The organism is Microbacterium sp. Y547 (genome assembly GCF_057669785.1).
This window is the reverse complement of the sequence record NZ_JBYHFN010000002.1, coordinates 131297-149489: the sequence shown is the minus strand read 5'-3', so window position 1 is coordinate 149489 and position 18193 is coordinate 131297. Positions and strand designations below refer to the sequence as shown.

At 69.0% G+C, this 18193-nt stretch carries 21 protein-coding genes; 11 read left to right on the top strand and 10 right to left on the bottom strand.

The genetic code is table 11. The features are described from left to right. Positions 1–74 precede the first annotated feature (74 nt). The gene (locus tag AC25Y0_RS03695) at positions 75–671 is read left to right on the top strand and encodes an SACE_7040 family transcriptional regulator (RefSeq protein ID WP_488134206.1); all 597 of its coding nucleotides are present in this window, start codon (positions 75–77) and stop codon (positions 669–671) included. Positions 672–725: 54 nt separating this feature from the next. Here AC25Y0_RS03695 and AC25Y0_RS03690 read toward each other — a convergent pair whose 3' ends face one another. From AC25Y0_RS03690 to pdhA, 3 genes are read right to left on the bottom strand one after another with little or no spacing between them, the layout of a single operon-like run. After that, positions 726–2096 carry a dihydrolipoamide acetyltransferase family protein gene (locus tag AC25Y0_RS03690; RefSeq protein WP_488123037.1) on the bottom strand — a complete coding sequence of 457 codons (1371 nt, stop codon included), beginning with the start codon at positions 2094–2096 and terminating at the stop codon, positions 726–728. Beyond that, positions 2093–3103 (bottom strand): alpha-ketoacid dehydrogenase subunit beta, encoded by a 1011-nt coding sequence (locus tag AC25Y0_RS03685; RefSeq protein ID WP_488123036.1) that lies wholly within the window; start codon positions 3101–3103, stop codon positions 2093–2095. Before AC25Y0_RS03685 ends, AC25Y0_RS03690 begins: the two co-directional genes overlap by 4 nt. Continuing rightward, positions 3100–4230, bottom strand: a complete 1131-nt coding sequence (pdhA, locus tag AC25Y0_RS03680) for a pyruvate dehydrogenase (acetyl-transferring) E1 component subunit alpha (protein WP_488134205.1) — start codon at positions 4228–4230, stop codon at positions 3100–3102. Before pdhA ends, AC25Y0_RS03685 begins: the two co-directional genes overlap by 4 nt. A gap of 162 nt (positions 4231–4392) precedes the next feature. Here pdhA and AC25Y0_RS03675 point away from each other — a divergent pair, with 162 nt between their 5' ends. Further along, positions 4393–4866, top strand: coding sequence for an Lrp/AsnC family transcriptional regulator (locus tag AC25Y0_RS03675; RefSeq protein ID WP_488123034.1), 474 nt, complete (start codon positions 4393–4395; stop codon positions 4864–4866). On the opposite strand, the gene AC25Y0_RS03670 is transcribed toward AC25Y0_RS03675, so the two are convergent. Next, positions 4821–5843 (bottom strand): EamA family transporter, encoded by a 1023-nt coding sequence (locus AC25Y0_RS03670; RefSeq protein WP_488134204.1) that lies wholly within the window; start codon positions 5841–5843, stop codon positions 4821–4823. The two genes, AC25Y0_RS03675 and AC25Y0_RS03670, sit on opposite strands and share 46 nt — an antisense overlap. A gap of 72 nt (positions 5844–5915) precedes the next feature. Between AC25Y0_RS03670 and AC25Y0_RS03665 the strand changes: the two genes are divergently transcribed. Beyond that, positions 5916–6470 (top strand): CGNR zinc finger domain-containing protein, encoded by a 555-nt coding sequence (locus AC25Y0_RS03665; protein ID WP_488123425.1) that lies wholly within the window; start codon positions 5916–5918, stop codon positions 6468–6470. Here the strand turns inward: AC25Y0_RS03665 and AC25Y0_RS03660 are convergent. Next, entirely contained in the window at positions 6430–7329 is a 900-nt protein-coding gene (locus AC25Y0_RS03660) for an alpha/beta fold hydrolase (protein ID WP_488134203.1), read from the bottom strand. The two genes, AC25Y0_RS03665 and AC25Y0_RS03660, sit on opposite strands and share 41 nt — an antisense overlap. Before the next feature lie 92 nt (positions 7330–7421). Here AC25Y0_RS03660 and AC25Y0_RS03655 point away from each other — a divergent pair, with 92 nt between their 5' ends. Beyond that, positions 7422–8150: an exonuclease domain-containing protein gene (locus AC25Y0_RS03655; RefSeq protein ID WP_488123031.1), complete on the top strand. Its 729-nt coding sequence runs from the start codon at positions 7422–7424 to the stop codon at positions 8148–8150. 49 nt (positions 8151–8199) lie between these two features. Here AC25Y0_RS03655 and AC25Y0_RS03650 read toward each other — a convergent pair whose 3' ends face one another. The 3 genes from AC25Y0_RS03650 to glgA form a co-directional block, all read right to left on the bottom strand. After that, positions 8200–8448 (bottom strand): type B 50S ribosomal protein L31, encoded by a 249-nt coding sequence (locus AC25Y0_RS03650; protein WP_488123030.1) that lies wholly within the window; start codon positions 8446–8448, stop codon positions 8200–8202. A gap of 82 nt (positions 8449–8530) precedes the next feature. Beyond that, positions 8531–9322 carry an ABC transporter ATP-binding protein gene (locus AC25Y0_RS03645; protein WP_488123029.1) on the bottom strand — a complete coding sequence of 264 codons (792 nt, stop codon included), beginning with the start codon at positions 9320–9322 and terminating at the stop codon, positions 8531–8533. Positions 9323–9332: 10 nt separating this feature from the next. Next, positions 9333–10526 carry a glycogen synthase gene (gene glgA, locus AC25Y0_RS03640; protein WP_488123028.1) on the bottom strand — a complete coding sequence of 398 codons (1194 nt, stop codon included), beginning with the start codon at positions 10524–10526 and terminating at the stop codon, positions 9333–9335. Between the two features lie 78 nt (positions 10527–10604). On the opposite strand from glgA, the gene AC25Y0_RS03635 reads away from it, so the two are divergent. Beyond that, positions 10605–11849: a glucose-1-phosphate adenylyltransferase gene (locus tag AC25Y0_RS03635; RefSeq protein ID WP_488123027.1), complete on the top strand. Its 1245-nt coding sequence runs from the start codon at positions 10605–10607 to the stop codon at positions 11847–11849. A 40-nt stretch (positions 11850–11889) separates the two neighbouring features. Beyond that, positions 11890–12531 carry a phosphoserine phosphatase SerB gene (gene serB, locus AC25Y0_RS03630; RefSeq protein ID WP_488123026.1) on the top strand — a complete coding sequence of 214 codons (642 nt, stop codon included), beginning with the start codon at positions 11890–11892 and terminating at the stop codon, positions 12529–12531. Positions 12532–12562: 31 nt separating this feature from the next. On the opposite strand, the gene AC25Y0_RS03625 is transcribed toward serB, so the two are convergent. Beyond that, positions 12563–13273: a beta-ketoacyl-ACP reductase gene (locus tag AC25Y0_RS03625; protein WP_488134202.1), complete on the bottom strand. Its 711-nt coding sequence runs from the start codon at positions 13271–13273 to the stop codon at positions 12563–12565. A 106-nt stretch (positions 13274–13379) separates the two neighbouring features. Here AC25Y0_RS03625 and AC25Y0_RS03620 point away from each other — a divergent pair, with 106 nt between their 5' ends. Genes AC25Y0_RS03620 through AC25Y0_RS03605 form a run of 4 tightly spaced genes read left to right on the top strand, consistent with a single transcriptional unit; the run spans position 13380 to position 15390 of the window. Beyond that, a complete protein-coding gene (locus AC25Y0_RS03620) occupies positions 13380–13919 on the top strand; it encodes a DUF4190 domain-containing protein (RefSeq protein WP_488123024.1) in 540 nt (179 codons plus the stop codon). 33 nt (positions 13920–13952) lie between these two features. Then, a complete protein-coding gene (locus tag AC25Y0_RS03615; RefSeq protein WP_488123023.1) occupies positions 13953–14333 on the top strand; it encodes a DUF3099 domain-containing protein in 381 nt (126 codons plus the stop codon). Next, the gene (locus AC25Y0_RS03610) at positions 14330–14536 is read left to right on the top strand and encodes a hypothetical protein (protein ID WP_488134201.1); all 207 of its coding nucleotides are present in this window, start codon (positions 14330–14332) and stop codon (positions 14534–14536) included. Before AC25Y0_RS03615 ends, AC25Y0_RS03610 begins: the two co-directional genes overlap by 4 nt. Beyond that, a complete protein-coding gene (locus tag AC25Y0_RS03605) occupies positions 14533–15390 on the top strand; it encodes an SURF1 family cytochrome oxidase biogenesis protein (RefSeq protein ID WP_488123021.1) in 858 nt (285 codons plus the stop codon). The genes AC25Y0_RS03610 and AC25Y0_RS03605 overlap by 4 nt, the downstream gene beginning before the upstream one ends. A gap of 30 nt (positions 15391–15420) precedes the next feature. Here AC25Y0_RS03605 and AC25Y0_RS03600 read toward each other — a convergent pair whose 3' ends face one another. Continuing rightward, a complete protein-coding gene (locus AC25Y0_RS03600; protein ID WP_488134200.1) occupies positions 15421–17019 on the bottom strand; it encodes an ABC-F family ATP-binding cassette domain-containing protein in 1599 nt (532 codons plus the stop codon). A 140-nt stretch (positions 17020–17159) separates the two neighbouring features. Between AC25Y0_RS03600 and AC25Y0_RS03595 the strand changes: the two genes are divergently transcribed. Beyond that, entirely contained in the window at positions 17160–18188 is a 1029-nt protein-coding gene (locus AC25Y0_RS03595; protein WP_488134199.1) for an iron-siderophore ABC transporter substrate-binding protein, read from the top strand. Positions 18189–18193: the final 5 nt, after the last annotated feature.

Below are 18193 nucleotides of genomic sequence, written 5' to 3'. Positions count from 1 at the left end.
GCTTCGAACGGCATAGGATCCGAACTGGTTAGTGTTCACTAACCGGGCTCTTAGGTTAGCGAGGGTTAACTGAAATGACAAGTGGTGTCACGGATCGCGAACGCGCGAAAGCCGACCGTCACGCCGCCCTGCTGCACGAAGCCGCGCGGCTCTTCGCGGAAAGCGGCTACACCGGTGTCAGTCTCGAGGACATCGGCGCCGCGGTCGGGGTGAGCGGACCCGCCGTCTACCGGCACTTCCTCAACAAGCAGGCCCTTCTCGCCGCGATCCTCGTGCGCGTGAGCGAGCGGCTGCTCTCGGGCGGTCGCGCCGTGCTGGCCGAGAATGAGCTCCCGGCCGAGCGGCTCGCGGGCCTCGTCCGCTTCCACGTGGACTTCGCACTCGCCGACGCCGACGTCATCCGTGTGCAGGACCGTGATCTCGCGAGTCTCGCCGACGACGATCGACACACCGTCCGCCGGTTACAGCGCGAGTACGTCGAGCTGTGGATCGGCGTGCTGTCGGATCTGCATCCCGACCGCGAACCGAGCGACCTGCGCGTACGCGCGCACGCGTGCTTCGGCCTCATCAACTCGACCCCGCACAGCGTGCGGGGCCTCCGCCAGGCACCCGATGCACCGCACATCCGGGGCATCCTGGAGTCCATGGCGATCGCGGCGCTCAGCGCCTGACCCGGCGAACGACGAAGCCCGCCCGATCATCTCGGGCGGGCTTCATCATCACCGTCAACGCAGAAGCATCGCGCGTCCGGGTTCGCGCAGTACGGCGGCCACGTCGGCGAGGAACTTCGAGCCCTGTTCCCCATCGACGAGACGGTGATCGAACGACAGCGCGAGCGTCATGACATCGCGCAGGGCGATCTCGCCGCGGTACTCCCACGGCTGACGGCGTACCGCGCCGATTGCCAGGATGCCGGCTTCACCGGGGTTGAGGATCGGAGTGCCGGCATCCACACCGAACACACCGACGTTCGTGATCGAGAACGTCCCGCCCATCATCTCGGCGGGCGAGGTCTTGCCCGCCCGGGCCGTTTCAGCGAGCGCACGGATGGCGTCGGCCATCTCGGTGAGCGACAGGTCCTGCGCGTCGCGGATGTTCGGCACGACCAGACCACGGCCCGTCGCTGCAGCGATCCCGAGGTTGACGTAGTGGTGCTGGACGATCTCGCCCGCTGCGTCGTCCCACTTCGAGTTCAGCTCGGGGTGCGCGCCGAGCGCGAGGCACACGGCCTTGGCCGCGACCGTGAGAACACCGATGCGGTGGTCCTGCAGACGGCGGTCGGCCTTGAGCGAGGCGATCAGCTCGCTCGTCGCCGTCACGTCGACCGTGAGGAACGTCGTGACGTGCGGTGCCGTGAAAGCGCTCTGCACCATGGCAGCCGCCGTGTGCTTGCGGACTCCGCGGATCGGGATGCGCGTCGTGCGCTCCCCCGGCTCACGGGCGGGCGCAGCCTGCGTGGGCGCCGTGGTCGCGGACGCGGCCGGCGCGGCGCCGACGCGGGCGGCGTAGGCCTCGACGTCTTCACGCGTGATGATGCCGGTTGCGCCGCTGGCCTCGACGAGGGCGAGGTCGACGGCGAGCTTCTTCGCGAGCATGCGCACGGGCGGGGTCGACCGCGGCCGCTCGAGCGGACGCTCGATGACCTCGTGCGAGTGGACGGCGTCGTGCGGTGCGGCCTCGAGCACTGCCGTGTCGGCGGGCTCCTTCCGTCCGCCGGTGGCCGCGCGTGAGCGCCGCTGCGGGCGACTCGACGAGCGGGGGGCCGCACCGTAGCCGACGAGGTTCGGCGGGGCTTTCTCGCCGGCATCCTCCGCCTCGGCGGGGGCGGATGCCGCCGCCTCGGGCGTAGCGGCCTGCCCCTCGAGCTGGAACGAGATGAGCACCGCGCCGACCTCGACGACATCGCCTGCCGCGGCGTGGAGGTTCTGCACGATGCCGGCGTGGGGGCTCGGCAATTCGACGACGGCCTTCGCGGTCTCGACCTCGGCGATCGTCTGGTTGAGGGCGACGGTGTCCCCCTCGGCGACCAGCCACTGGACGAGCTCGGCCTCGGGCAGTCCTTCGCCGAGGTCGGGAAGACGGAAGTCCTGGATCACAGCTCGACTCCCGTCAGGCTGTTCGGGCGGTCAAGGACGCGGTCGACGGCGTCGAGGATGCGATCGAGGTCAGGCACGTGGTTCTTCTCGAGCTTGGCGGGCGGGTAGGGGATGTCATGGCCCGTGACACGGGCCGGTGCTGCCTCGAGGTGGTTGAAGCAGCGCTCGGTGACGCTCGCGATGAGCTCGGCACCCACGCCGGCTTCGCGCGCGGCCTCGTGCGTCACGACGACGCGGCCCGTCTTACGGACGGATGCCGTCACGGTGCGGTAGTCGACAGGCGAAAGCGAGCGCAGATCGATGACCTCGATCGACAGTCCGTCGTCTTCAGCGGCCATCGCCGCATCGAGTGCGACCGGCACCTGGGCGCCGTAGGTCAGGATCGTCACATCGCTGCCTTCGCGCGCGACCCGGGCAAGGCCCATCGGCGGGGCGTCGGCCAGGTCGGTGTCGAAGTCGACCTCGCCCTTCGTGTGGTAGAGCCGCTTCGGCTCGAAGTAGACGACCGGGTCATCGCTCGCGATGGCCTGGCGCAGCATGACGTGCGCGTCCTGCGGGTTCGAGACCGCGACGACGCGCAGCCCCGAGGTGTGCACGAAGTACGCCTCGGGCGACTCCGAGTGGTGCTCGGCAGCACCGACGCCACCGGCCCAGGGGATGCGGATCGTGATCGGCATCTTGACGTTGCCGCGCGTGCGGTAGTGCAGCTTGGCGACCTGGCAGACGATCTGGTCGAAGGCCGGGTAGACGAACCCGTCGAACTGGATCTCGACGACGGGACGGTAGCCGCGGAACGCCAGTCCCACGGCGGCGCCCATGATGCCGGACTCGGCGAGCGGCGTGTCGATGACGCGCTGCGCGCCGAACTCATCGATCAGGCCGTCGGTGATGCGGAACACCCCGCCGAGCTTGCCGATGTCCTCGCCCATGAGCAGGACCTTCGGGTCGTCGGCCATGGCGCGCCGCAGACCTTCGTTGATCGCTTTGACCATCGTGAGCTGAGTCATCGTGCCGTCTCCTCGGTGTCGAAACCGGCCAGGTACGAACCGAACCATTCGCGCTGCTCTGCGAGCCCCGTGTGCGGCTCGGCGTAGACGTCGTCGAGCGCCTCGATCGCGGGGCGCGTCACGGCGCCGAGCGTCGCGGCGCGCACCTCGGCGCCGAGCGCGTCGGCGTCGGCGGCGACCTGGGCGGCGAACGCGTCGTCGAAGGCGCCCTCGGCACGCAGGAGCGCCTCGATGCGCGCGATCGGGTCGCGGTGGCGCCAGCGCTCGACCTCTTCCTTGTCGCGGTAGCGCGTCGGGTCATCCGAGGTGGTGTGCGGGCCGATCCGGTACGTGACGGCCTCGATGAACGCGGGCCCGTTGCCCTGGCGGGCGTTGTCGATCGCCCAGCGCATCGCGGCGAGGCACGCGAGCACATCGTTGCCGTCGACCCGCATGCTGGGGATGCCGAAGCCCGGCGCGCGTCCGGCGATCGGGAACTTCGCCTGCACCGTGACGGGCTCAGAGATCGCCCACTGGTTGTTCGTGCAGACGAAGACGACGGGAGAGCGGAACGACGAGGCGAAGACCATCGCCTCGTTGACATCGCCCTGGCTGGTGGCTCCGTCGCCGAAGTACGCCGCCGAGACCTGGTCGGTGCCGTCGCGCTGGATGCCCATCGCGTAGCCCACGGCGTGCAGTGCCTGCGCGCCGATGATGATCTGCGGCGTGGCCGTGTTGATGTCGTAGGGGTTGTACGTCGAGTGCGACTCGCCGCGCCACGCGAGCACGAAGTCTGCGGGCTTGGCGCCGCGCACGAAGTTCACGCCGATCTCGCGGTAGCTCGGGAAGACGAAATCGTCGGCCCGGAACGCGCGGGCCGTGCCGACTTGCGTGGCCTCCTGGCCCTGGCAGGGTGCCCACAGGCCCAACTGCCCCTGGCGCTGCAGGGCGACGCCCTCGGTGTCCACGCGACGCACGAGCACCATGTCGCGGTAGAGCCCGCGCAGTGCGTCGGCGTCGATGTCGGCCACCCAGCGCTCCAGCTCGGGGTCGGAGATCCGCTCGCCCTCGGGTGTCACGAGCCGCGCGACGTCGTCGACGTCGGTGGCCAGCTCGGCGGTCGGTGTCAGGGTGTGCGTCATCGTCATCCCTCCTCGGGAGCCGACCTCGTGGGCAGCTCGTCGCGGTCATCGGCGACTGCGCCGACATGCGAGACACTACGTCGACATTGCACCTAGCTCAAGCCAGCGGAAGGTCCTTGAGCATGTTGCCAACCCATTCCAAAATACGGCGTGCTAACGTTTCGCACTATGAGCACTCTGGACCAGATCGACCTCGACCTGCTCGCAGCCCTGTCCGCCGACCCCCGCGCGACCGTCGTCGCCCTCGCCGAGCGCCTGGGCCTTTCGCGCAATACGGTGCAGGCGCGCATGTCGAGGCTGGACCGCGCCGAGGTGTTCCTCTCGTACGAGCGCGCCCTGTCCTCGGCCGCTCTCGGCTTCCCGATCGAGGCGTTCATCAGCGTCATCGTGCGGCAGGCCGACCTGCCGCGCATCACCGATGATCTGGCCGCGATCCCCGAGATCGTGCAGGCGCACGGCTTGAGCGGTCAGATCGACCTGCTCGTGCGGGTAGCCTGCCGCGACACGCAGCACCTCTTCGACACGGATGCGCGCATCCTCTCGATCGAGGGCGTCGAGCGCACCGAGACCTCGCTCGTCATGGACGAGGTGATCCCCTATCGGCTCACGCCGCTCATGGAGCTGGCACGGCGCGAGAAGTAGCCCTTCTTCGCACGGCTGCGCGGAAGCCCACCCGACGACGCGTCGAGACGCACGAGCACGACGCCGATCAGGATGAGCGCGCCACCGACGAACTGGATCGGTGCCGGCACCTCGGCCAGCAGCAGCCAGGCGAAGCCCAGAGCGAAGAGCACTTCGGAGAGCCCGACGAACGACGCGACGCGCGAACCGATGCGCGGCACCGCGATCACGCCGAGGCCGTACCCGAGCGTCGTCGCGACGCACGCGACCCACAGCAGCGGAACGAACCACGGCACCACGATGCCCGCGAGTTCGACCGACACGGGCGGAGCGTGGAACGGCAGGACGCCGACGAGAACCAGGATCCCCATGAAGACGGCGCCGGTGAGCAGGCCACCGGCGGCGAGGGCGAGCGGCGGCAGATCCTCGCGGGGCTTCTCGGCGATCAGGTAGTAGGCCATGACGCAGACGGCGGCGCCGAGGGCGAAGAGCGTGCCGACGATGTCGAAGCTTACCCCCGAGATGTCGACCACCAGCACGAGGCCGGCCACGGCGACGACGGAGCCGATGATCACGAGCCGCGACGGCGCGCGCTTGGTGCGCGCCCACGCGAGGAGGACGAGCAGGACGGGGGCGAGGAACTGGATGAGCAACGCCACGGCCACCGGCATCCGCTGCATCGCAAGGAAGTAGAACAGCTGGCACCCGACGACGGCCGTCAGACCGAACCCGGCCATGAGCACCCCGTGACGACGCAGGAACGACCGCTGGCGCCGCATCGCGACGATCAGGGCAGGCGACAGGAGCAGTCCCGCGAGGCCGATCCGCACGATGAGCGCTGCACCGACCGACCAGCCCGCCTCGAGCAGCGGCTTGATGAAGGGGCCGCTCGAGGAGAAGGCCAGAGCGGAGCCGACAGCGAAGAGCACTCCGGTCGTATTGAGTCGCGCCGAGGTGGCGACGTCTCGGATGATGGGCAGGGGGGCGGTCGAGGTCATGGGCGTCCGGCTGTCAGGAGTGAAGGGTGATTACACTGGTGACAGTATCCGAGTCGAATGTCAGGAGTCAACATGGTCTTCATCCGTGACACGAGACAGAGTCTCGAAGCCGCCGCCGCGCTCGTGAACACCCTGCCGCTGGGCGACGGCGACGACACCATGACGACCGTCGCCGACCTCGATGCCTACCTCGCCGAACACCCGTATTCCGGCACCGTCCGGCGCGATCGCGCGACGGTCGATGAGATTCGCCACGTGCGCGCCCGGGTGCGGGAACTGTGGGATGTCGACCGCGAAGGAGCCGTGCCGCTCGTCAACGACATGCTGCGCGACGGAGAGGCCGTGCCACGCCTGGTCATCCACGGCGACCACGACTGGCACATCCACGCGACCCCCGACGACGCCCCCATCGCGACGCGCATCATGGTCGAAGCGGCGATGGCCTTCGTCGAAGTGATCCGCAGCGACTCGTACGACCGCGTGCGCGTCTGCGAGGCCGATGACTGCGATGCGGTCTACATCGACTACTCGCGCAACGGGTCGAAGCGCTACTGCGACACCGGCAACTGCGGCAACCGCATGAACGTCATCGCGTACCGGGAGCGGAAGGCGCGAGAAAGCGTCTGACCGCCGCGGCCGCGGGCGCGGGGGTCTCGTAGTGGATGAGATGCCCGACATCGGGGATCTCGACCAGCTCGACGTCGGCGAACAGCGTCGCGAGGTGCCGCTGCGCCTGGATCGGCGTGATGTCATCGCGCACGGCGGCGATGAGCAGTGTCGGGACATCGATCCGCGGCGCCGCGGCGCGCACGTCGTGAGACACCGACGTCACGAAGGCGTCATGCAGAACATCGCGATCGGCGAAGCGTGAGAAATAGGTGTCGTGCTGGTCGTGCACGAAGCGCCGCAGCGTCGCATCCTTCGTCTTGGCCATCGAGATGCTCATGACCCGCACGATGATGCCGTTTCGCAGCAGCGCGTCGCCGATCGCCGCGGGCAGCTTCGCTCCCGCCCAGTAGTAGAAGACGGCGAGCCGCGTGAGCACGCCCCGCGGCCCCTCGAGCGCGGGAGCGCCGATCGGATTGATCAGGATGAGGCGTGGCGTCGCCAAGCCGCCGGCGACCGCCGCCGAGGCGACGATCGAGCCGAAGGAGTGCCCGAGGATCACGGCGCCTGGGGCGACCGACTGCGCGAAGCGCGTGAGCCACTCGACGTAGGCCTCGAGGTCGTGCGTGCGGCCGGGCAGCGGGGGCGTCTGACCGAAGCCGGGGAGGTCGGGCGAGATGACGCGGATGCCGCGCAGCTGGGCGATGACCGGCTCGAGGCCGTGGTGGTCGCCGCGGAAGCCGTGCACCGCGATGATCGTCGTCTCGGCGTCGTGCGGACCGTACTGCCAGTACGCCGTCGTGCCGCCGAGCACCTCGGCCTCGCGCCGCTCGATGGGGATCTGCTCGAGCAGGGCGGCATACGGGTTGAAGGCGGGCACCGGACGAGTCTACGAGGCGGTCCGCCCGGTGCCGGCCTCGTCCGCGGAGCGCCTCGCACGCGATGTCGGCGGCGTCCCATACCGTGAGCGGCATGCAGCTCTTGCCCGCCGTGCCCGCTCCCTCGGTGCATCCGGATTGGTCCACGGCCGTGGGCGTGTTCGATCTCGAGACGACGGGCGTCGACGTCCGCACCGACCGCATCGTGACGGCGTACGTGGGACTGCTGGACCGCACCGGAACAGTCGTGCGTGCGCGCGACTGGCTCGCCGACCCCGGTGTGGAGATTCCTGACGGCGCCGCCGCGATCCACGGCGTCACGACCGCTCGCGCCCGCGCTGAGGGCCGACCCGCGCGCGATGTCGTCGGCGAGGTCGTCGAGGCGCTCCGCGCGATGCTCGATGCCGGCATCCCGGTCGTCGCCTACAACGCGGCGTACGACTTCTCGCTGCTCAAGTACGAAGCGGAGCGCCACGGCATCGCCGGGATCGCATCTCCGTCGCCCGTCATCGACCCGCTCGTGATCGACAAGCACTGCGACCGCTACCGCCGCGGCAAGCGGACGCTCGAGGCCGTCGCCGCGCACTACGCCGTCTCGCTCGACAACGCACACGAAGCGGCTTCCGACGCCGTCGCCGCAGGCCGCGTCGCGCAGGCGCTTGTCACGCGGTACTCCACGCACCTGCCTGCCACGCCGCACGAGCTGCACACGAGCCAGATCTCGTGGGCCCGCGCGCAGGCGGCGAGCCTCACCGAGTACTTCATCCAGATCGGGCGACTCGGCCCTGACGACGCCGTCGACGGCGTGTGGCCCGTGCGCTGAGCGCACAGACGACGAAAGCCCCGCCGGAGCGGGGCTTTCGGGGCGGCGATTACTTGCCGAAGTTCTTGAAGCGCTGGTTGAACTTCTCGACGCGACCGGCCGAGTCCATGATGCGCTGCTTGCCCGTGTAGAACGGGTGCGATGCCGACGAGATCTCGACGTCGATGACGGGGTACTCGACACCGTCGAGCTCGATCGTCTTGTCGCTGGTCACCGTCGAACGGGTGAGGAAGGTGTCTCCCGAGCCGAGGTCGCGGAACACGATGGCCTTGTAGTCGGGGTGGATGTCAGTCTTCATGAAAAATCCTTAAGGGGATGGCGTCCCTGCCGAGAACCAGGAACCAGGGTCCGTGATGCGAGTGCACCAAGGAGCGATCCTATCAGGAAACCAGCTCCGCGCGCGCCGCGTACCGGCCATCGGCCTCGGTGAGCACGATGGGGACGCCGAACGTCTCTGTGAGGGCTTCGGCGGTGAGCGCTTCGGCGATCGGTCCGCGCGCGACGGCGCGACCGTCGCGCAGCAGCAGCACATGCGTGAATCCGACCGGGATCTCTTCGACGTGGTGGGTCACCATGACCATCGCCGGCGTCGTCGGGGCCAGCGCGTATCCACTCAGGAGCGCAAGCAGCTCTTCGCGCGCGCCGAGGTCCAGGCTCGCGGTCGGCTCGTCCAGCAGCAGCATCTCGGGGTCGGTCATGACGGCGCGCGCGATCTGCACGCGCTTCTGCTCGCCGTCGCTGAGCGTGCCGAACGTGCGGTCGGCGAGGTTCTCGAGATTCCACTGCGACAAGACGCGCAGCGCGCGCCGCTCGTCGATGTCCTCGTAGTCCTCGCGCCAGCGGCCGAGCACCGAGAAGGCCGCCGTCAGCACGACGTCGAGCACCGTCTCCTCCGGCGGGATGCGACGCGCCATCGCCGACGATGCGAAGCCGATCCGCGGGCGCAGTTCGAACACATCGGTGCGACCGAGGCGTTCGCCCAAGATCGTCACGACACCCGACGTCGGGTGCAGGAGCGTGTCGGCGAGCTGCAGCAGCGTCGTCTTTCCGGCGCCGTTCGGCCCGAGGATGACCCACCGCTGGTCGTCGTCGACCGTCCAGTCGAGATGATCGATGATGTTGCGGGAGTTGCGGCGGACGATGACGTCGGAGAAATCGAGCACCTGGGACATGACGCCCAGCCTAACGGCCCGAAGCCACGACCTCGGCGTAGAGCGCGGCCGTCTGCTCTGCGATCCGCGCCCAGCTGAAGTCCTCCGCCGCACGCCGGCGTCCGGCCGCACCATAGGCCTTCGCCCGGATCGGATCTGACACGACCTCGGTCAGCACGCGCGCAAGATCGGCGACGAACCGGTCGGGATCGGTCGGGGTTCCCGTGCCGTCCTTCGCCTGGTCGATCGGCACGAGGCGCCCGGTCACGCCGTCCACGACCACTTCGGGGATGCCGCCGGTCGCGGTGCCGACGACAGCGGCGCCGCATGCCATGGCCTCGAGGTTGACGATGCCGAGCGGCTCGTATACCGACGGGCAGACGAACGTCGTCGCCGCGGTGAGGATCGTGCACAGCTCATGCCGGGACAGCATGCGGTCGATCCAGACGACGCCGTCACGCGTCTGCTGCAGCCCGCGCACGAGCCCTTCGACCTCGGCCATGATCTGCGGGGTGTCCGGCGCCCCCGCGCACAGGATGACCTGCACATCGGGCGGCAGCAGCTCGACGGCCCGCAGGAAGTACGGCAGACCCTTCTGACGCGTGATGCGCCCGACGAACACGACCGAGGGGCGGGAGGAATCGACTCCGAGCTCAGCGAGCAGCGCGGGATCATCGACCGGGCGCCAGGCCTCGACGTCGATCCCGTTGTAGATGACGTGCACCTTGCCGGGGTCAAGCGCCGGGTAGCTGCGCAGGATGTCCTCGCGCATGCCCCCGCTCACGGCGATGACGGCGGCTGCCCCCTCGTACGCCGTCTTCTCGATGTAGCTCGACACGGCGTATCCGCCGCCGAGCTGCTCCGCCTTCCACGGGCGCAGAGGCTCGAGCGAGTGCGCCGTGACGATGTGCGGGATCCCGTGCAGGAGCGAAGCGAGATGGCCCGCGAAGTTCGCGTACCAGGTGTGACTGTGGACGACATCGGCGCCTGCGACATCTCCCACGATCTCGAGGTCGGTGCCGAGCGTGCGGATCGCGGCATTGGCATCCGCCAGCTCGACCGGCACGTCGTACGACGTCGTGTCCTCCTCGTCGCGGCCCGCACCGAACGCGCGCACGCGCACCGTCATGCTGCGGCGAAGCGCCGCCACGAGTTCGGTGACGTGCACACCCGCGCCTCCGTAGATCTGTGGGGGGTATTCCTTCGTGACGATGTCGACGCGCATGGCACGAAACCTAGTACACGAGAGGTTCCCGTCACAGTTGCTATGCCTCCTCCGCGCGCCGCACTTAGGGTGGGTCCCATGCCTGCAGCACCGAAGGTCTTCGGAATCATCCTCGCGGGGGGCGAGGGCAAACGACTCATGCCCCTCACGGCAGATCGTGCCAAGCCGGCGGTGCCGTTCGCCGGCCAGTACCGGCTCATCGACTTCGCCATCTCGAACCTGATCAACTCGGGTGTCAGACAGACCGTCGTGCTGACCCAGTACAAGTCGCACAGCCTCGACCGCCACATCTCGATGACGTGGCGCATGTCGCCTCTGCTCGACTCGTACGTCGCGTCGGTTCCCGCGCAGCAGCGTCTCGGAAAGCGGTGGTTCTCGGGCTCGGCCGACGCGATCCTGCAGAGCCTCAACCTCATCAACGACGAGAAGCCCGACATCGTGATCGTGATCGGTGCGGATCACGTATACCGCATGGACTTCCGGCAGATGCTCACGGCGCACATCGAGTCCGGCGCGCGGGCGACGGTCGCCGGCATCCGCCAGCCCATCGGTCTGGCGAACCAGTTCGGCATCATCGACGTCGACCCGACCCACCCCGGACGCATCCGCGATTTTCTCGAGAAGCCTCAGGACCCGACGGGGCTCGCCGACTCCCCCGGCGAAGTGCTCGCATCGATGGGCAACTACATCTTCGACACCGACGCGCTCATCGAGGCCGTCGAGTCCGACGGTGAGCTGCCGACCTCGAACCACGACATGGGCGGCGATATCGTGCCGTATTTCGTGAACCGCGCCGAGGCCGGCGTCTACGACATGAAGCTCAACGACGTGCCGGGTTCGACCGACCGCGACCGGTACTACTGGCGCGACGTCGGAACGATCGACTCCTTCTTCGACGCGCACCGCGACCTGATCTCGACGCTGCCGATCTTCAACCTCTACAACATGCAGTGGCCCATTCACTCGCAGGCGGTCAACTCCCCACCTGCCAAGTTCGTGCGCGACGCCGTCGGACGCATCGGCAACGCGATCGACTCGGTCGTCTCGCTCGGCTCGGTGCTCTCGGGCACGCACCTCGAACGCAGTGTCGTAGGCCCCTGGACGCTCGCCGGCGGCGGGTCGACGATCACCGACTCGGTGCTGTTCGACCATGTGCACGTCGGTGCGGGTGCGCGGGTGCACCGCGCGATCCTCGACAAGAACGTGTTCGTCGACGACGGGGCGACCGTCGGCGTCGACCTCGAACACGATATCGCGCGCGGCTACACCGTGACCGACAGCGGCATCACGGTCGTCGGCAAGGGCATCCGCGTCGAGCGCTGACCTGTCCGCGCCCGTGCCTGCACGGCGCTAGCGTGGAGGGATGCCGCTTCAGGACGCCCGCTTCCTCGTCGTTCTCGACGCCGATTCCACCCTCATCCGCAACGAGGTCATCGAGCTCATCGCCGACGAGGCGGGCCGCGGCCGTGAGGTCGCCGAGGCGACCGAGGCCGCGATGCGTGGCGAGGTGGACTTCGCGACGAGCCTGCGCTCGCGCGTCGCGACGCTCGAAGGCGTACCGGTCGCGGCGTTCTCCCGCGTGCTGGCGCGCGTCGAGCCGACGCCCGGTGTGCACGAGCTGATCGCAGCCGTCCATGAGCGGGGCGGCCGCTTCGGTGTCGTCTCCGGCGGCTTCCACGAGATCCTCGACACGATCGCTCCCCGGCTCGGCGTCGACGTGTGGCGTGCGAACCGCCTCCAGACCGCCGACGGTATCCTCACCGGTCACGTCGAGGGCGAGATCGTGGATGCCGCGGCCAAAGCCACCGCCCTCGGCGAATGGGCAGCCGAAGCCGGCGTCGAGCTGTCGCGCACGATCGCCGTCGGCGACGGCGCGAACGACCTGCTCATGATGGCGGCGGCGGGGTTGGGGCTGGCGTTCAACGCCAAGCCCGCGGTGCGCCAGCAGGCCGATCTCGTGATCGGGCCGATCGACCTGCGCGAAGTCATCCCCCTGCTGCCCTGACCACGGTCGGGGGCCGTCTGAGAGTGCGGCGTCAGTGCCCCATGCCCAGGCCGCCGTCGACGGGGATGACGGCGCCCGAGATGTAGGCGGCGTCGTCCGACGCGAGCCACGTCACGACACCGGCGATCTCGTCGGGGGACGCGAAGCGCCCGGCGGGGATGTTCTTCTTGTACTCCGCCTGCGTCTCGGCAGCGAGCTCGGCCGTCATGTCGGTCTCGACGAAGCCGGGAGCGACGACGTTGGCGGTGATGCCCCGTGAGCCGAGCTCACGCGTGAGCGACCGGGCGAACCCGACGAGCCCGCTTTTGGATGCGGAGTAGTTGATCTGGCCGGGCGAGCCGTAGAGGCCGACGACCGACGAGATGAGGATGACGCGGCCCCAGCGAGCACGCAGCATCCCTTTGGAGGCGCGCTTGACGACGCGGAACGCGCCGCCGAGGTTCGTCGCCACGACGGAGTCGAAGTCGTCGTCGGTCATGCGCAGCAACAGAGTGTCCTTCGTGATGCCCGCGTTGGCGACGACGATCTCGACGGGACCGAGCTTCTGCTCGACCTCGGTGAACGCCGCGTCGACGGATGCAGCATCCGTCACGTCCGCGCGCACCGTCAGCGTGCCCTCGGGGCCTTCGCCGGAGCGCGCGGTCACGGCGACCTTGTAGCCGGCGGTGACGAAACGCTCCGCAATGGCGCGACCGATGCCGCGGTTTCCGCCGGTGACGAGCACGACGCGATCGGTGGACATGACACTCCCTCGGGATGACGACGAACCGCCCCAGCCTAGCGGCGCGCCGTTTGACCTACGCGGCCCGCGCTGGAACGCTGGAGACCTCAGCGACGAAAGGCGTGCCGTGACCCCTCCGGAGAACCCCTCGAACGACGAACACGGCGACGCTCGCCCCCCGTACGCTCCGCCGACCTACACGCCGCCCCCCGCGTACAGCGCGCCCCCCGCGTACCCCGCATCCCCCGGCACCCCACCGCCGCCCGCAGCCGATGTCCCTCCGCAGGCGCCCGGGGCGTACCCCGCCTACGGCGGCTATGCGCAGCCGCAGTACCCCAGCGCCCCCTCGTACGGCGCCCCGGCGGGCCCGTATGGCGCTCCTCCGGCCTACGGTTACGCCGCGACCAAGACGAACGTCCTGGCGATCATCTCGATGATCGCCAGCATCGCCGGCTTCATCTGGGTGCTGCCCTTCATCGGCTCGCTCGCCGGCGCGATCATGGGCCACATCTCGCTCAAGCAGATCGCGCGGACGGGCGAGAATGGCCGGGGCATGGCGCTGGCCGGTGTCATCGTCGGCTGGGTGGGATTGGCGTTCCTCGTGCTGGGCGTGATCTTCTTCCTCTCGGTCATCCCGCTCGCCGCAGTGCAATCGTCCTTCAGCTGATCCGCCGGAGTCGAAGCGGCGTACCCTGGATGGGTGGGGAACTCGTCCGAGCGGCAATCAGCGACATCGCTGCCGACGTCTCCGCAAGAGGAATCGAGCGCGCGCACGAAGCACTACCTGATCATGATGGGTGTGCGCGTCGCGTGCTTCGTACTCATGGTCGCCATCACGCCATACGGCTGGTACACGTGGCTCCTCGGTGCAGCGGCGGTGTTCCTGCCCTACTTCGCCGTCGTGGCGGCGAACGTCAGCAAGCCCCCGACCCGCACGGCGGCCGTATCCCCCGAGCGGAGCCTGCCCGCGCAGGCGTCACCCGCGGGGGGCGGTGGTGCCCCGGTCATCCGGCTGGACGAGACCCGCGCCGTCGAGGGCCCGCGCGATGTACCGCCCCGTGCACAAGAGGATTCCGCATGAGCGCCGACGTCGACACGACGTGCTCGCGCGCCGGTTGCCGCGCGGCGGCGCGCTGGCGCATCGACTGGCGCAATCCGCGCATCCACACCGAGGACCGCCGCAAGACGTGGGTCGCGTGCGATGAGCACGTGTCGTACCTGCGCGAATTCCTCGCTGCCCGCTCCTTCCCGCTCGATGTGGGCCGACTCGAGGTTTCGACGTGAAGAATGCCCCCGCCGCCGTCCGCTGGTCGGCGTACCTGCTCGTGGCCGCCCTCTTCGCCGTGGTGTGCGCGTTCCTGTCGGACTGGCAGTTCACCCGCAACGGCGACCGCTCCGCGCAGCTCGCGCTCGTCGAGCAGAACTATGACGCGCCGCCTGTCGCCCTGGCCGAGCTGATCCCCCCCGGCGAAACGCTCGACGCCGGCGACGAGTGGCATCCGGTCGTGCTGACGGGTGAATACCTCCCCGACGAGCAGCTGCTCGTGCGCAACCGCCCGCACGGCGGCACCGCCGCGTACGAAGTGCTCGTGCCGTTCCGCCTCGACGACGGGCGCGTGCTCATCGTCGACCGCGGCTGGGTTCCGCCCGGCGCTGACCAGCCCGAGCCCGATGCCGTTCCGGCGCCGCCGTCGGGCCAGGCGACGGTCACCGTGCGACTGCGGCCCGGTGAGGCGCTCCCCGCATCGGGGCGCACGGCCGATGCCGGCCAGGTGCCGACGATCAACCTGCCCTTCGTCGCTGAGCGCGTCGCGCCCGAGGTGGGCGATGCACTCGTGCTGAGCGCGTACGGCATCGTCGTGTCCGAAGATCCCGCCGTCGAGGTCATGCCCGGTGCCCTGCCCTCGCCGTCCGAGGACCCGGGCCCGTATCTGTCGTACGCGATCCAGTGGATCCTGTTCGCCGTGATGGGCTTCATCTTCATCGGCTACATGATCCGCACCGAGATCATCGCGCGGCGCGAAGACGCCGAAGACGACGACCCGGGCTCCACCGGGCAACCGCGTCCCGCGGCACCTGCTCGCCGTCGCGACCGTGACGCCGACGCCGAGGATGCCCTCCTCGACGCCGTCCGCTGACCGCTCTCGGCCGCGGGGCTCGAGGGTGTGTCAGGCGAGCGCGACGAGGTCGGCGTAGTCGCGACCCCAGATGTCCTCGACGCCGTCGGGGAGGATGAGAACGCGTTCGGGGTTGAGCGCTTCGACGGCGCCCTCGTCGTGCGAGACGAGCACGACGGCACCCTCGTAGTGGGCGAGCGCGCCGAGGATCTCTTCGCGTGAGGCGGGGTCGAGGTTGTTCGTGGGTTCGTCCAGCAGCAGCATGTTCGCCGACGACACGACGAGCGTCGCGAGCGACAGGCGCGTCTTCTCGCCGCCCGAGAGCACACCCGCGGGCTTGAGCACGTCATCGCCCGTGAAAAGGAACGACCCGAGCACCTTTCGCGCGTCGGTCGCTGTGATGTCGGGCGCCGCCGACATCATGTTCTCGAGCACAGACCGCGAGACATCGAGGTTTTCGTGCTCCTGCGCGTAGTAGCCGATCTTGAGACCGTGGCCGGGTTCGAGCTGACCCGTGTCGGGCTGATCGACACCGGCGAGGATCCGCAGCAGCGTCGTCTTGCCGGCACCGTTGAGGCCGAGGATCACGACGCGCGAACCGCGGTCGATCGCGAGGTCGACGTCGGTGAAGATCTCCAGCGAGCCGTACGACTTCGACAGCCCCGACGCCATGAGCGGCGTCTTGCCGCACGGTGCGGGCTTGGGGAAGCGCAGCTTCGCGACGCGCTCCTCCTGCCGAACGTCGTCGAGTCCCGCCAGCATCTTCTCGGCACGCGCGACCATCTGGTGCGCGGCAGCCGCTTTGGAGGCCTTCGCCCCGAACCGAGCGGCCTGCTGCTGAAGCACCGTCGCCTTCTTCTCGACGTTGGTGCGCTCCTTCTTGCGGCGCTCCTCATCGGCGACCCGCTGACGCAGGTAGTTCTTCCAGTTCATGTTGTACACGTCGATGACCTGGCGGTTCGCATCCAGGTAGAACACCCGGTTGACGGTCTCGCCCACGAGCTCGACATCGTGCGAGATCACGATGAGTCCGCCCTTGTACCCCTTGAGGAACTCCCGCAGCCACACGACGCTGTCCGCGTCGAGGTGGTTCGTGGGTTCGTCGAGGATCATCGTCTGCGCATCCGAGAACAGGATGCGCGCCAGTTCGATGCGGCGGCGCTGTCCACCGGACAGCGTCTTGAGGGGCTGATCGAGGATGCGATCCGGCAGCGACAGGTTGTGCGCGATGGATGCCGCTTCGGCTTCGGCTGCATACCCTCCGAGCGCTTCGAACCTCTCGGTCAGCGAGCCGTACTTGCGCATCGCGCGCGCCGAGACCTCCGGGTCGCTGTCGGCCATCGCGAGCGACGCCTCCTGCATGCCGATCGCGAGCGAACCGAGGCCGCGGGCGTCCAGCACGCGAGTGCGCGCCAGCATCTCGGGGTCGCCCGTGCGGGGATCCTGCGGCAGATAACCCAGTTCGCCCCACCGTTCGACCTTGCCGTCGGCGGGGATGACATCGCCGGCGAGCACCTTCGTGAGGGTCGTCTTACCGGCTCCATTGCGGCCGACGAGGCCGATCTTGTCTCCGTCGGAGACGCGGAAGGACACGTCCGACATGAGCACGCGTGCGCCCACGCGGATCTCGAGGTCGTGCACGGCGAGCACAGCGGACGTCCGTTCTTCAGGGTGGGTGGATGAGCGGCCGAGCGGCCGAACGTCCCAGTTTACCCGGGACGGGTTCGCGCTGGCGACGCCACAGGAGTAAAGTAAGGCTTCCCTAACCACCCACGCCGAAGGACTCCCGCATGCGCCGACTCCGTGCCGCTGCCACGTTCACCGCTCTCACCGCCCTCGCTACCCTCACCCTCGCCGGATGCGCAGGCGCGGACAGCGCCGGCGAACCCGCCGACACCGCCGCGGATGCGGTCTTCCCCGTCACGATCGACCACGTCTACGGCCAGACGACGATCCCCGCCCAGCCGGAGCGCATCGCCACCGTCGCGTGGGCCAACCACGAGGTCCCCCTCGCGCTGGGCGTCGTGCCGGTCGGCATGAGCAAGGCGACGTGGGGCGACGACGACGGTGACGGCGTGCTGCCCTGGGTCGAAGACGCCCTCGAAGACCTCGGCGCCGAGACTCCGGTTCTCTTCGACGAGACCGACGGCATCGACTTCGAGGCCGTGGCCGATACGCAGCCCGACGTCATCCTCGCCGCGTATTCGGGTCTCACGCAGGAGGAGTACGACACGCTCTCCAAGATCGCTCCGGTCGTGGCCTTCCCTGAAGTGGCCTGGGGCACACCGTACGAAGAGATGATCCAGGTGAACGCCGCGGCGATCGGCCTCGCCGACGAGGGCGATCAGCTGATCGCCGACCTCCGGTCCGAGGTCGACACCGCGCTGGCGGAGCACTCCGAGCTCAGCGATGCGAACATCCTCTTCTCTTACCTCGACCCTGCCGACTTCAGCCAGATCGGCTTCTACACGGCGCACGACACGCGCCCCGGCTTCCTCACGGGCCTGGGCCTGCCCCAGCCGAGCATCGTCGCGGAGGTGTCCGAGGGCACGGAGGAGTTCTTCACGACCGTGAGCGCCGAAGAAGCCGACCGCTTCACCGATGTCGACGTCTTCGTCACGTACGGCGATCCGGGCGGCGACATCGTCGCGGCGCTCCAGGCAGACCCCCTCATGTCGCAGATCCCCGCGATCGCCGAGGGCCGCATCGCGGTCCTCGAGAACGGCACCCCGCTCGCGGCATCCGCGAACCCCTCGCCGCTGTCGATCCCGTGGGGCATCGATGAGTACTTCACCCTGCTCGCTGGGGCGCTCGGCTAGACCGC

Excerpts from the sequence above, each read along its gene's own strand:
- AC25Y0_RS03625 (WP_488134202.1), bottom strand. The coding sequence starts at position 13,273 with ATGTCCACCGATCGCGTCGTGCTCGTCACCGGCGGAAACCGCGGCATC.
- AC25Y0_RS03610 (WP_488134201.1), top strand. The coding sequence starts at position 14,330 with ATGAGCGCCGACGTCGACACGACGTGCTCGCGCGCCGGTTGCCGCGCG.
- AC25Y0_RS03670 (WP_488134204.1), bottom strand. The coding sequence starts at position 5,843 with ATGACCTCGACCGCCCCCCTGCCCATCATCCGAGACGTCGCCACCTCG.
- AC25Y0_RS03695 (WP_488134206.1), top strand. The coding sequence starts at position 75 with ATGACAAGTGGTGTCACGGATCGCGAACGCGCGAAAGCCGACCGTCAC.
- AC25Y0_RS03665 (WP_488123425.1), top strand. The coding sequence starts at position 5,916 with ATGGTCTTCATCCGTGACACGAGACAGAGTCTCGAAGCCGCCGCCGCG.
- serB (WP_488123026.1), top strand. The coding sequence starts at position 11,890 with ATGCCGCTTCAGGACGCCCGCTTCCTCGTCGTTCTCGACGCCGATTCC.
- AC25Y0_RS03655 (WP_488123031.1), top strand. The coding sequence starts at position 7,422 with ATGCAGCTCTTGCCCGCCGTGCCCGCTCCCTCGGTGCATCCGGATTGG.
- AC25Y0_RS03635 (WP_488123027.1), top strand. The coding sequence starts at position 10,605 with ATGCCTGCAGCACCGAAGGTCTTCGGAATCATCCTCGCGGGGGGCGAG.
- pdhA (WP_488134205.1), bottom strand. The coding sequence starts at position 4,230 with ATGACGATGACGCACACCCTGACACCGACCGCCGAGCTGGCCACCGAC.
- AC25Y0_RS03685 (WP_488123036.1), bottom strand. The coding sequence starts at position 3,103 with ATGACTCAGCTCACGATGGTCAAAGCGATCAACGAAGGTCTGCGGCGC.
- AC25Y0_RS03595 (WP_488134199.1), top strand. The coding sequence starts at position 17,160 with ATGCGCCGACTCCGTGCCGCTGCCACGTTCACCGCTCTCACCGCCCTC.
- AC25Y0_RS03650 (WP_488123030.1), bottom strand. The coding sequence starts at position 8,448 with ATGAAGACTGACATCCACCCCGACTACAAGGCCATCGTGTTCCGCGAC.
- AC25Y0_RS03645 (WP_488123029.1), bottom strand. The coding sequence starts at position 9,322 with ATGTCCCAGGTGCTCGATTTCTCCGACGTCATCGTCCGCCGCAACTCC.
- glgA (WP_488123028.1), bottom strand. The coding sequence starts at position 10,526 with ATGCGCGTCGACATCGTCACGAAGGAATACCCCCCACAGATCTACGGA.
- AC25Y0_RS03675 (WP_488123034.1), top strand. The coding sequence starts at position 4,393 with ATGAGCACTCTGGACCAGATCGACCTCGACCTGCTCGCAGCCCTGTCC.